This is a genomic window from Bifidobacterium callitrichos (assembly GCF_008698085.1).
Classification (GTDB): Bacteria; Actinomycetota; Actinomycetes; order Actinomycetales; family Bifidobacteriaceae; genus Bifidobacterium; species Bifidobacterium callitrichos.
The window spans coordinates 1-12,722 of record NZ_RZJP01000001.1; the positions used below are offsets into that span (position 1 = coordinate 1).

At 66.0% G+C, this 12,722-nt stretch carries 7 protein-coding genes and 1 pseudogene; 3 read left to right on the forward strand and 5 right to left on the reverse strand.

Features of this window, described 5'->3' with window-relative positions:
* Positions 1-37: 37 nt before the first annotated feature.
* Positions 38-790: a thiaminase II gene (gene tenA / locus EMB92_RS00005; protein WP_150393876.1), complete on the forward strand. Its 753-nt coding sequence runs from the start codon at positions 38-40 to the stop codon at positions 788-790.
* A 193-nt stretch (positions 791-983) separates the two neighbouring features.
* Here the strand turns inward: tenA and EMB92_RS00010 are convergent, their stop codons facing one another.
* A complete protein-coding gene (locus EMB92_RS00010; protein ID WP_150393877.1) occupies positions 984-1,832 on the reverse strand; it encodes an aldo/keto reductase in 849 nt (282 codons plus the stop codon).
* 189 nt (positions 1,833-2,021) lie between these two features.
* Between EMB92_RS00010 and EMB92_RS00015 the strand changes: the two are divergent.
* Both EMB92_RS00015 and smc read left to right on the forward strand, forming a co-directional pair.
* Positions 2,022-3,527, forward strand: a pseudogene (locus tag EMB92_RS00015) (bifunctional folylpolyglutamate synthase/dihydrofolate synthase); the annotation flags it as partial.
* A gap of 7 nt (positions 3,528-3,534) precedes the next feature.
* Positions 3,535-7,191, forward strand: a complete 3,657-nt coding sequence (gene smc / locus EMB92_RS00020) for a chromosome segregation protein SMC (protein ID WP_150393359.1) — start codon at positions 3,535-3,537, stop codon at positions 7,189-7,191.
* Between the two features lie 138 nt (positions 7,192-7,329).
* Here smc and EMB92_RS00025 read toward each other — a convergent pair whose 3' ends face one another.
* From EMB92_RS00025 to EMB92_RS00040, 4 genes are all read right to left on the reverse strand, one after another.
* Positions 7,330-8,058, reverse strand: a complete 729-nt coding sequence (locus EMB92_RS00025; protein ID WP_150393360.1) for an aspartate/glutamate racemase family protein — start codon at positions 8,056-8,058, stop codon at positions 7,330-7,332.
* Entirely contained in the window at positions 8,055-9,299 is a 1,245-nt protein-coding gene (locus EMB92_RS00030; protein WP_150393361.1) for a carboxylate--amine ligase, read from the reverse strand. The genes EMB92_RS00025 and EMB92_RS00030 overlap by 4 nt, the downstream gene beginning before the upstream one ends.
* Positions 9,300-9,367: 68 nt before the next feature.
* Positions 9,368-10,951 carry a UDP-N-acetylmuramoyl-L-alanyl-D-glutamate--2,6-diaminopimelate ligase gene (locus tag EMB92_RS00035; protein WP_150393362.1) on the reverse strand — a complete coding sequence of 528 codons (1,584 nt, stop codon included), beginning with the start codon at positions 10,949-10,951 and terminating at the stop codon, positions 9,368-9,370.
* 148 nt (positions 10,952-11,099) lie between these two features.
* Positions 11,100-12,671 (reverse strand): UDP-N-acetylmuramoyl-L-alanyl-D-glutamate--2,6-diaminopimelate ligase, encoded by a 1,572-nt coding sequence (locus EMB92_RS00040; protein ID WP_150393363.1) that lies wholly within the window; start codon positions 12,669-12,671, stop codon positions 11,100-11,102.
* Positions 12,672-12,722 lie beyond the last annotated feature (51 nt).

The window sequence follows — 12,722 nt, forward strand, 5'->3', positions numbered from 1 at the left end:
CCACCCACGCACCATCGAAAGGGAGCATCCCATGGCCATGCCATTCGATCCATTCGACGCCGAGTCGTTCGGCGCGATCACCCTCGACCATCTGCCGCCGTTCGCGACCCGTCTGCGTAAGGCCGCCGACCTCGTCTGGGAGGAGGGCTACCTTCAGCCGTTCCTGCGCGAGCTCGGCGAGGGCACGCTGCCGCGTGAGAAGTTCGCCTTCTACCTGCTGCAGGACTACCGCTATCTGGCCGACTACGCGAAGGTCCACGCGCTGGGACTCACCAAGACGCGCGACCCCGAGGTGATGCGGTTCATGGCCAACGTGCAGAACGCCATCTTCGCCGTCGAATCTTCGATGCACAGGAAGTACATGGCGGCCTACGGGATCACCGAGGAGGAGATGAACTCGGTGCGCCAGTCCGCGTTCGCCCGCGCCTACACGTCGAACATCCTGTCGATCGCCTACGGCGGCGACCTCCTCGACATACTCGTCGCCGTGCTGCCGTGCGCATGGGTGTACGCCGACTACGGCCAGCGTCTCGCCCGCGAATTCGCCGGCACGCTCGAGACCAACCCGTACGCAAGCTGGGTCGACATGTACAAAACCGACGAGTTCTGGTCCGGATCCGCATGGCTGATCGAACAGATCGAGCGGCGCGTGGCCGGCCTCGACGAGACCCGCCTTGAGGAGCTCACCGACATCTTCGTCACCGGAGTCGAGAACGAGTACATGTTCTGGGCGAGCGCCTACGACATGCAGTACTCGTGGAGGAGCGAGTGGGACGCCGCTCGCTCCTGAAACACCTCTCGTCCCTCTGACTGGAGAATCCCGGCCCCCTCTGACGGGACGTTGCCGTGAAGCAAACGGCGGAGCTGTTTGTAGGCAACGTGCGAGCCGACAGGCGAGCCAGTCAGCTGCGCGCGCAGCACGTCCGTAATTGCGGGACGGGCCGTCAGCTGGAAGCTGACTGGGGGAGAGAAACGCCCCCCTCTCAGGCCTCCTCGTGCCAGTGCGGGTTCTGACCGAACGTGTAGCCTTCCGGGTTGTCCATCGCCGCGATGTCGCGCATATCCTGCTCGTCGAGCGCGAAACCGGTCAGATCGAGGTTCGCGCGCTGGCGCTCGCGGTGCAGCGACTTGGGGATCGCCACGTCGCCCAGCTGCAGGTGCCAGCGCAGGATCGCCGCCACGGGGGAGACGCCGTGCTTGTCGGCGATGCGCGTGATGGTCGGGTCCTTGAGCATCTGGTTGGCGCGTCCCAGCGGGCTCCACGCCTCGGTGATGATGCCGTGCGCCTCGTCGTAGGCGCGCTGCTCGCTCTGCTGGAAGAACGGGTGCAGCTCGACCTGGTTGACGGCCGGCGTCACGCCGGTGGCGCGGATGAGCAGGTCGATGTGGCCGGGCAGGAAGTTGCTCACGCCGATGTGCCTGACGATGCCCTGCTTCTGCGCATCGACCAGCGCCTGCCACGCCTCGACGAACTGGCCCTGCGACGGGTTCGGCCAGTGGATGAGATACAGGTCGATGTAGTCGAGGCCCATGCGAGCCACCGACTCCTCGATCGTCTCGCGCGCCTGATCGTACTGGTGATGACGTCCCGGCAGCTTCGAGGTGACGATGATGTCCTCGCGCGGCACTTCGGATTCGCGGATCGCCCTGCCGACCACGCCCTCGTTCTCGTAGTTGAACGCGGAGTCGATGAGCCGGTAGCCGACCTCCAGCGCCGACGTGATCGCCTCGACGCCGGCGAACCCGTTGACCTTGTACGTGCCGAAGCCGATGGCCGGCAGCTCCAGCCCGTCGTGCGCCCTGCGCACGGGAATGGCCGGCGGTTCAAGCAGTGTCATGATGTGTCCCTTCGTTGGTGTCATGTGTAGGTGTCATGGGCCGTTCACCGTGAACATCGCCCATGACCACTGTACGCCGGATTGACGGACGTTCGGGTTCTCCGTTGGGGATGTCGGTCGGACTGCCGATCGGCTATCATTGTGGGGTTTGAGCACAGTGAAGCACACAGGGAGCGTAGAGGAATGTCATTCGAACATCCGAACAGGAACGGGGAGTCGATCGAGGACGTCGAGCTGGACATCATGAGCCGGCCGCCGGAGCACAACACCACCAACCTCGATCTGGACCGCATGAATCTGATGCTGGACCTGCTGGGCCACCCGGAGGACTCGTTCCGCGTGATCCACGTGACCGGCACCAACGGCAAGGGCTCGACCGCGCGCATGGCCGAGGCCATCTGCCGCGCCTACGGCATGCGCACCGGCCTGTGCACCTCGCCGCATCTGGAGAAGATCAACGAACGCATCGCCATCGACGGGCAGGAGCTGTCCGACGACGACTTCATCGACGCATGGGATCAGATCAAGGACCTCGTCGCCATGGTCGACAAGCAGATGAGCGAGCAGGGCAAGCCGCGCATGAGCTTCTTCGAGGTGCTCACCTCGATGGCCATCTGGAAGTTCGCCGACGCCCCGGTCGACGTGGCCGTCGTCGAGGTCGGCATGGGCGGCGCATGGGACGCCACCAACGTGCTCGACGCCGATGCGGCGATCATCGGACCGGTCGACATGGACCACATGCAGTGGCTCGGCAACACCGTCGAGCAGATCGCCGCCGAGAAGGCCGGCATCATCAAGCCCGACTGCACCGCCGTCATCGGCCCGCAGCCCCATGCCGAAGCCGTCATGCCGATCCTTCAGGCCGCCGCCGAACGCAACCACGCCAAGCTGGTGCGCGACGGCTACGAGATGGAGGTCGTCTCCCGCACTCCGGCCGTCGGCGGTCAGGTCGTCACCCTCAACACCCCGCTCGGCACGTACGAGGAGGTTCCGATCGCCAAGTTCGGCGAGCATCAGGCGCACAACGCGCTCGCCGCGCTCGCCGCCTGTGAGGCGGTGATCCCCGTCTCCGGCGCGCTCGACGGCGACATCGTCGCCGAGGCGCTCTCCGGCGTGAAAATCCCCGGTCGCATCGAGCAGATCCGCACCTCGCCGACCATCATCGTCGACGGCGGGCACAACGTGAACGCCGCCGAATCGCTGCGCGCCGCCATTGAGGAAAACTACCACTTCGAACAGCTCGTCGGCGTCATCGCCATGATGGAGGACAAGCAGGTCGAGGAGTATCTGGGCGTGCTCGAGCCGATCCTGAGCCAGGTGGTCGTCACCGAGAACTCGTGGCGCGACCGCGTCATGCCGGCCGACGAGCTGGAGAAGATCGCCGTGGAGGTGTTCGGCCGCGACCGCGTCATCAAGGAGCCGGAACTGCCCGACGCGATCCAGACCGCCGTGAACCTCGTCGACGAATCCGACGATCTCGGCGTCGGCTACGGCCACGGCGTGCTCATCTGCGGCAGCTTCGTCACCGCGGGCGACGCGCGCACCATGCTCAAGGAGCACATGAGCCCCGTCATGAAAAAGGCGATGAGCATCCACCAGCCCGTCGTCGACCCCGACGACACGGACATCACCGACGACACGGACCTCGACGCCGAGCAGTCCGACGAGGAAGCGACGAACAAGGACGAGTAACTAGGTGTATCTCAAGGAACTCACCCTCAAAGGCTTCAAATCCTTCGCATCCGCAACCACCCTGCGCTTCGAGCCCGGCATCACCGCCGTGGTCGGCCCCAACGGTTCGGGCAAGTCGAACATCGTCGACGCCCTGACCTGGGTCATGGGCGAACAGGGCGCGAAGAACCTACGCGGCGTCTCGATGGAGGACGTGATCTTCGCCGGCACGTCCTCCCGCCCCGCATTGGGGCGCGCACAGGTCAGCCTCACCATCGACAACACCGACCACACGCTGGACATCGACTACGACGAGGTCACGATCTCGCGCACGATCTTCCGCAACGGCGGCTCCGAATACGCGATCAACGGCTCGCCATGCCGCCTGCTCGACATCCAGGAGCTCCTGAGCGACACCGGTCTCGGCCAGCAGATGCACGTCATCGTCGGCCAGGGGCGCCTCGATTCGATCCTCAAGGCCGACCCGGCAGGACACCGCGCCTTCATCGAGGAGGCCGCCGGCATCCTCAAGCATCGCAAACGCAAGGAACGCGCGCTGCGCAAGCTCGCCAACACCGAGACCAACCTCAGTCGTCTCGACGACCTCCTGGGCGAGATCCGACGCCAGATGGGCCCGCTCGGACGGCAGGCGCGAGTCTCCCGCCGCGCCGACGCCATCCAGATCACGCTGCGCGACGCCAAATCCCGCCTGTACGCCGACGACGCCGTCACCTCGACGGCGAAACGCGACGACGTGCGCGCCGAGCTCACCCGCGTGCGCGGCGAACTCACCGCGTCACGCCGCAGCCTCGCCCAAATCAAGGTGAGCATCGAACAGGCCGAGGCCTCCATCAGCTCGTCCAGTCCGGCCCTCGACCGGCTGAACCGCACATGGCGCTCCCTGACGCAGATCCAGGAGCGACTGCGCTCGCTGTCGGCGCTCGCCGACGAGCGCGGCGACTCCCTGCTCCGTCAGGTGATCGACAATCCGGGGGAGGATCCGACGATCCTGAAGCATCGCGCCGTCGAACTCGACGAGCAGGCGGCCGCGCAGTCCGCCGTGGCCGACACCGCGCGGATCGCACTCGACAAGGCCACCGAAGCTCGTGCGGCCGACGAGCAGCGGCTCGCCGCCGTCCGGCAGACCCTGATCGAACTGCGTCGTACGCAGCAGGAGCGGGGAGAGCGCATCGCCGGCCTGCGCGAGATGATCGCCCGCGAGGAGGGCGCCGTACAGCTGGGCGCCGACCGGGTCAGGGACCTCGAAACCCAATTGGCCGCGCTGGTGGAGGAGCATGGCGAGGCGGTGGGGCTGCGTGCCCGTCTCAAGGGCGAGTCGGATCCGGACGGCGACGACGGCTCCGAGGCGCTGGACGCGGCGCACACGCGCCTCGCCGACAGCCGCGACGCATTGGGCGAACTGCTCGACAGGCGCCGGGAGCTCGGCGCACGGGTGATCTCACTGGAGGCCAAGGCCGACGCGCTGAAGGACACGTTGGAGAACCGCAACGCCGCAGGCGCGCTCGAATCCGATATTCAGGCCGGCGTGCTGGGCAGGCTCACCGATTTCATCCATGTGGCCGACGGCTGGGAGGAGGCCGTGGCGCATGCGCTCGGACGGTACGCCAGTGCGCTGGTCGTACCCGATGGAACGCACATGCTGCACGCGCTCGAACGGGCACGCGTCGACCGTCTCGGCAGGGCCGTGGTCGTCAACGCGTCCGGCGACGCCGCGCCTGCTTCGTCTGCGCCGGCGTCCGTGCCGGCGTCCGCATCCGATAAGACCGCTGTGACAAGCCTCTCCTCCCTGATCGAGGCCGATCCGGACGCGTCCGATCCCGCGCTCGCCGCACGCGTCGTCGACGCGGTGCGTGCGCTGATCGGCGACTATGTGATCGCCGACGATGCCGAGACCGCACAGCGGATGGTGTCAGATACGGCCTCCTCACGGCCCGGCATGCACGCCGTCACCCGCGAGGGTGAGGTGTTCGCCGATGGCGTGGCCGCGTCCGGAGGCTCCTCGCTGTCACAGAGCGATCTGACGCTGAACGCCAAGCGGAATCGCGCATTGAAGCAGGTCAGGGAGCTCAACGTCGAACTGGCGAAGCTCGATGCGGAGGTGAAGAGCGCTCAGGCGGTACACGATGAGGCCACGCGCATGGTCGATGAGGCGGTGCAGCGGCGGACGGAATGCCGTCTCAGGGCCCGTCAGGCCGAGGCATCGCTCAAGGAGGCGAACGATCGCGTCGCCGCTCTGGAACGACGCATCGCCGACCTGAAGGATCGCATCGAACGCATCGACGTCGAACGCGCATCGCATCGTGAGCGTCTCGACGATCTGAACGGGATGCTCGAGGCCGCCGGTCACGCTGATGACGGCGATGCCGATGTCGACGGCCTTACCGAGCGTGAGCGCGCGTTGGAGTCGGCGCTCTCATTGGCGCGCGATCAGGAGACGGCAGCTCGTATCGCGTGGACCGAATCGAGCCGCAAGGCCGAATCGCTGGCCCGTCAGGCGGGATTGCTGCACGCCAATGCGAAGGAGGCGGCCGAACGCCGCGCCCGCATCGAGACGGTGAACGCGGCACGCCGGCAGCAGGCCGAACGGGCTCGGAACGTGGCCCGTGACGCCCGAGGGACGGAGACGCTGGTGGCCGCGGCCATCGCCGATGTCGTGGATCGCCGCGATAGACTGCAGGCCGCCGCCTCCGGCCACAACGAGGAGCTCAGGGCCCTTCGCGAACAACGCAACGCCATCGAGCCGACGGTGGGCGAGCTGGCCGCGCGCGAGCACGAGCTCGACGTGGTGCGTGAGCGGCTCGCCTCCAAGCATGACCAGCTGGAGGCGAGGATCCGTGACGAGCTCGCTATGGGCGTCGAGGATCTCATCGCCGAATACGGCCCCGACAGGCCGGTGCCGGTGCTCGACGAGACCGGCGCGCCGATTCCGCTGGAAACGCCCGACGACGATGCTGATGATGCGGACGCGGACGATGCGGCAGACGTCCGTTACCGAACCACGCCCTACGTGCGTGCCGAGCAGGAGCGTCGCCTCGAGAAGGCGAAGCGTGATCTGACGGCTCTGGGCAAGGTGAACCCGCTGGCGGTCGAGGAGTACGCCGCGCTCGAGGAACGCAACCGGTACCTCAACGAGCAGCGTGATGACGTGGCGAGGTCCCGCGACGATCTGATGGGACTTATCGATGAACTCGACAGGACGATGGTCGGCGTGTTCCGCACCGCCTTCGACGACACCGCCAAGGCGTTCGAGTCGATGTTCGCCACCCTGTTCCCCGGCGGCACGGGCAGACTGCGTCTCGAGAACCCCGACGACATGCTGACGACCGGCGTGATCGTCGAGGCGAGCCCCGCCGGCAAGCGGGTGAAGCGACTGAGCCTGCTGTCCGGAGGTGAACGGTCCCTGACCGCGCTGGCGCTGCTGTTCGCGATCTTCACCGCGCGCCCCAGCCCGTTCTACGTGATGGACGAGGTCGAGGCCGCGCTGGATGACGTGAATCTGACACGTCTGCTCAACGCGCTGAACAGACTGCGCGAGCACGCCCAGCTCATCGTCATCACGCACCAGCAGCGCACGATGTCCATCGCCGACGCCCTCTACGGCGTCACGATGCGCGCCGACGGCGTCACCGCCGTCATCAGCCAGCGCATCACAGCAAGGTGACAGTCACCGAAAACGAGTGTGGGGCGGTGGCGGGGCATTGCACGACCGTAGGCTTGGCCGAACGGCCTTGAGTGTGTCGTGCAATGCCCCGCCACCGCCCCACACGGACAGCGGACAACGAAACGGCAAAATGCCGAATCAGGACATCCGCAGTTTTCGAGCGCGCGCGATGGTATCGTCCACCAGCACCGCCTGCGCGTCGACGAGTGGCAATTGTGGCATCGGGAACGCCTCGTTGAGCACGCTCAGCTCGGTGCATCCGAGCACGAGCGCGTCGGCACGGCACGAGCCGGCCGGGTCGAGCATGGCGGAGAGCACCGCCTCGTATCGACCACGGTCAAGCCCGCGATCGCCCTTCACGTCGTCGTAGATCAGCGACGTGATGCGATCCTGCAGCTCGTCGTCCGGCTCGATGAACTCGTACCCGGCCTCCTCGGCGGCCTGACGGTACACGCCGGAGGCGCGCGATCCCACCGTGCCGAGGAACCCGACCCGGGGGAAGCGGTCGGCGGGGTAGCGCGAGGAGAGGCGCACCACCGCACCGCGCGGCATGTGCAGGATCGGCACGGGGGTGAGGGCCTGGAACTGGTCGTAGAAGTAGTGCGCCGTGTTGCAGGTGAGCACGATGAAGCTCGCGCCGATGGCCGTGGCCTTGTCGATGTCGTCGGCGATCACCGGGAACGGGTCGTCGTCCGACTGTCCGGTGATGAACGCGGTGCGATCGGGGACGCTTGCATCGTTGAACACGATGTAGTCGAGGTAATCCTGATCGCAGGTCGCGTGGATGCCCGCGTTGACGAGGCGCACGTAGCTTTCCGTGGCCAGCGATCCCATGCCGCCGAGGACGGCGAAGAACGGTCTTCTCACTTCAAATCGCCCTTCTGCTTGAAGTACTTCGCATAGCTCTTCTTGTAGATCGAGAACATGTGCCGGATCATCAGCCAGCGCAGCGGGTTCATGTCCTTCGAATACTCGAGAGTCGTGCCCCAGTCGCCGGACTTCATCATCGCGAGCCCGCGGTCCTTGTCCTCGCCGGGAGCCACGTAGTCGGTGAAGATCGAACGGGGGATCTCCAGCCACAGCTTCGAGCCGCGGCCGAACACCGTGTTCCCGTCGAACGGCGTGTCCTCGACGAGGTCGTCGACGAAGTACTTGGCGAGGTTGAACCCGTTGAGGGTGACGAAGTAGCTGGAGCGTCCCTGACGCAGGTTGATCTCGAACAGCTTGTACTCGCCGTCGCGCTCGTCGTACTTCATGTCGAAGTTCGCGACGCCCTCGTAGCCGATGGTCTCGAGGAACGACTTGATGCGGTCGAACACCTGCTGGTTGAAGTCGGGGATGATCGCCGCGTAGTTGCCGGCCGCCACGGGGGAGGGATCCTCGAGCAGCGGGTGGCCGAGGAACATCATGCGCACGCGGTGGTGATGGTCCACGTAGGCGTTGAGCACGCGCATGCGGGAGTCGTCTCCGGGGATGAAGTCCTGGATGACCATCTCGGACTTGTATCCGGCGTCGTAGGCGCGGCGGATCATCACGTCCAGATCGTCGGGATTATCGAAGATGTACGCCTTGCGGCGGCCTTCGAAGTCGATGCCGAGCCATTCCACCGAGTTCGCCGGCTTCATGGCCACCGGGTAGTCGAAGGGCAGGTTCTTGTATGCGCCGAGCCTGACGTCCTCGGCGGTGACGGTCTTCGTCCTGGGGTGCGGCAGCCCGTACTGCTCGCACAGCTGGTAGAAGGTGGCCTTGTAGGCCAGCTTGCGCGACAGCCTGATGTCGAGGGTGTTGTAGACGAAGTACCTGCGCAGGTCGTCGCCGCACTGGCTCAGGAGATTCGCGTACACGTCGCCGCAGGGGATGAGCAGCAGCGCGCGATCGGGGTCCTCCGCCTTCATCCTCTTGCCGAGGCTCAGCATGAAGTCGCGGAAGGTGACGAAGTTGTCGAAGTCGGGCACGATGTGGACGTTGACGATCCTGCTGAACTTCGTGGGGCTCAACTGGAAGTAGGCGTAGGCGTCCGAGACGATGCCGTACTCCTCATGAAATGCACGGGCCATGCCGTACACGTTGATGTCGCTACCGAGCAGAATCGGTTGAAATCGGGTCATGGTTGCTCACCTTACTCCATGTGTGACGATGGAAAACATGTGACGATGGAAAACCGCATCGGAGGGTATCACGCGGCCGCAAGACCGAGCTCGCGGCGCACGATGGTCGCGTCCCCGGGCCAGTCGACGGCCTTGCCGTTGATGATGTTGCGGGTCTCGTGCCCCTTGCCGATGACTAGCACGATGTTGAATCGGCCGTCGCGGTCGGTGGATTCGCGTGCCTCGCGGATCGCGGTGACGATGGCCTGCTCGCGGTCGACGATGATGTTCACGCGCTGCCTGCCGTCGTCGGGGACGAACGAGGCCATCTCCTCGCAGATCTTGTGGGGATCCTCGAAGTTCGGATCGTCGAGGGTGAAGATGAACGATTCGGCGCGGCCCAGCGCGCCCTTGACGATGCCCTCGCGCCGGTCGATGGCCTTGCCTCCGGTGGTGCCGGACACCAGCGTGATGCGCGGGTTGCGCTCGCCGTACACGCGGATCATCTCGTCGACGAGCGCCTTGGTGGACAGGTAGTTGTGCGCGAAGTCGACGTACACGTGCATGCCGTCGGAGCCGATGAAGCGCTCCATGCGGCCCGGCACGTGCACGGTCTCGACGGCGGCCATGGCCTCGTCGCCGAACGGCACGCCGGCCTTCATCGCGATGGTGATCGCGGCGGCGGCGTTGAGGAAGTTGAACTCGCCGAGCATGTCCAGCTCGTACGGGAGGGCCCTGCCGTCGCATGCGACGACGAATCCGGTCTTGCGGCTCGGGTCGGCGGCGACGACGACGTCGGCGGGCGTGTGATGCCCGTTGGCCGGGTCGTGCAGCGCGAATGTCGTCACCGGCACGTCGTGCGCGGCCGCATCCTCGAGGAGCAGGTCGACGTGCGCCGAGTCGGCGCCGATCACCATGGCGCGCGAATTGGCGATGATCTGGCGCTTGCAGTGGAAGTAGTCCTCGAACGTGGGGTGTTCGATCGGGGAGATGTGATCGGGGGAGATGTTGAGGAAGGCGCCCACGTCGAACGTGAGACCGTAGACGCGCTGGATCTTGTACGCCTGGGAGCTGACCTCCATGACGAGGTAGCGCATGCCGTTGTCGACCGCCTCGCGCATCATGCGGAACGCGTCGAGCGGTTCGGGGGTGGTGAGCTGGGACGGGGCGAACGTGCGACCGTCGAGGCATACGGCGATCGAGCTCATCATCGCGGCGTGCCCGCCGGAATAGGCGTTGAGGATCGCGTGTGTGAGGTAGTCGGTGGTGGTCTTGCCCTTGGTGCCGGTGATGCCGACCAGCGTGAGCTCATCCTGCGGCCGCCCGTAGAATTCCGCGGAGAGCAGGCTCATCGCCTTGTGCACGTTCTCGACGATCAGACCGACGGCCTTCGTGCGGTCTGAATGATCCTCCTCCGCCACGTAGACGGCGAGCCCGCGCTCATCGATGCCGTCGAGGAACTCCGGCTTGAACCGGCCCTTGACGAACAGCAGCGATCCCTCGCGTACCTGACGGGTGTCGTAGGTGATCGCGGGGATCGGCCTGTCGGCGTCCGGCAGATGCGCGGCGTCGAGCGTCCAGCGTTCGGGCGTGATGATCTCGCGCAACAGGTGGTGATCTTCCAACAGCTTGGCCGCGGAGGCGAGGCTCAGCGGCGAAGTCGTGGTGGGCATGGCGTGTACTCCTAGTGTCGTGCGGCGCGCGGGTCTCGCGTGCGTCACCGCACGATACTACTCCACGGATGTGTTCATCCGATGTTCATCAACGGTTGCCCGTATCCCGGACTTGGGTGCCCTAGACAGGTCAGGCGGATCGGGCGACTCAGACGCCGAGCAGACGCGCGACCACCTGATCGTCGCCCTCGTACGGCACGTGCTTGTTGAGATCCTTGATCCAGCGTTCGTGCCCCTTGCCGATGACGAGGACCACGTCGTGCCGCTGCGGGTGGGCGCGCGCCTCGTCCAGCGCGTCGGTGATGGCGGTCACGCGGTCGATGATCGTGGTGGCCTCGACCCGATCGTTCGTCACGAAGGAGCGCATGTCACGGCAGATGTCCTCGTACGGCTCGGTATCGGTGTCCTCGGCCGTGAACACGAACCGGGCGATGCGATCCTGCGCCGCCTCGACGATCTCACGGCGACGGTCGTACGCCTTGTTGCCGGCCGATCCGGCGACGAGCGTGATGTACGGGTGCTCGCCGTGGCCTGCCCAACGCTCGTACACGAAATCGAGCAGCGCCTTGACGGAGGTGTAGTTGTGCGCGTAGTCGACGATCACATCGGTGTCGGAGCTCTTGTCGCGGGTGAGCTCCATGCGCCCCGAGACGCGCGTGGGCTCCATCGCGTGCAGCGTCTCGATCGCATCCGCGGGCACTCCGGCGGCGTGGGCGATGCTCACCGCGGCGAGGGCGTTCTCGTAGTTGAAGTCGCCGACCAGATGGAGCCGGTAGCGGCCCAGATCGTGTCCGTCGAGACGCATGAGATAGGAGTCGTGCGAGGCGTCGGCGGGCCATGCGGTCGCGTCGACGCCGGGATCGGCGGCGGGGTCGACGACGGACTCGTCCAGCAGGGCGAAATCACGCACCGGCACTCCGGCGGCGGCCGCGTCCTGACGGATCAGATCGGCGTGGTCCGCGCGGGCGTTGAGAATCAGCGTGCGGGAGTTGGCCGTGATCTGCCGCTTGCAGTACAGATAGTCCTCGAGCGTGGGGTGTTCGATCGGGGAGATGTGGTCGGGGGAGATGTTGAGGAAGGCGCCCACGTCGAACGTGAACCCGTAGACGCGATGCACCTTGTACGCCTGGGAGCTGACCTCCATGACGAGGTAGCGCATGCCGCCGTTGACTGCCTCGCGCATCATGCGCACCGCGTCGAGCGATTCGGGGGTGGTCAGATCCGATTCGACGTAGGTGTGGCCGTCGAGGCAGTTGTCGACCGAGGAGAAGAGCGCGCAGCGGCCGCCCGAATACGCGTTGAGGATCGCCTGCGTGAAGTACGCGGTGGTGGTCTTGCCCTTGGTGCCGGTGATGCCGATGAGCGTGAGCTCGTCCTGCGGGCGCCCGTAGAACTCGGTGGCGAGCAGGGCCAGGGCCTTGCGCGCGTCGTCGACGATCAGCCCCGGGGTGCCGGTGTGTGCGGACAGGTCGGTCTCGGCCACGTACGCGGCGAGTCCCTTCTCATCGCAGCCGTCGAGGAACTCCGGCCTGAAGCGTCCCTTGCATACCAGCAGCGATCCCTCGCGCACCTGACGGGTGTCGTAGGTGATGGAGGAGAACGGCTTGTCCGCGCCGTCGATGTCGTCGGCGTCGAGCGTCCACGAGTCGACGTGGATCACCTCCCGCAGCAGATGATGCCGGTTGAGCAGTTCGGCGGCGGAAGCGAGGGTCAGAGCCATGGGGAGGGTCCTTTCGGCGTGATAGGCGAGTGGTGCAGGTGCTGTCCGGAA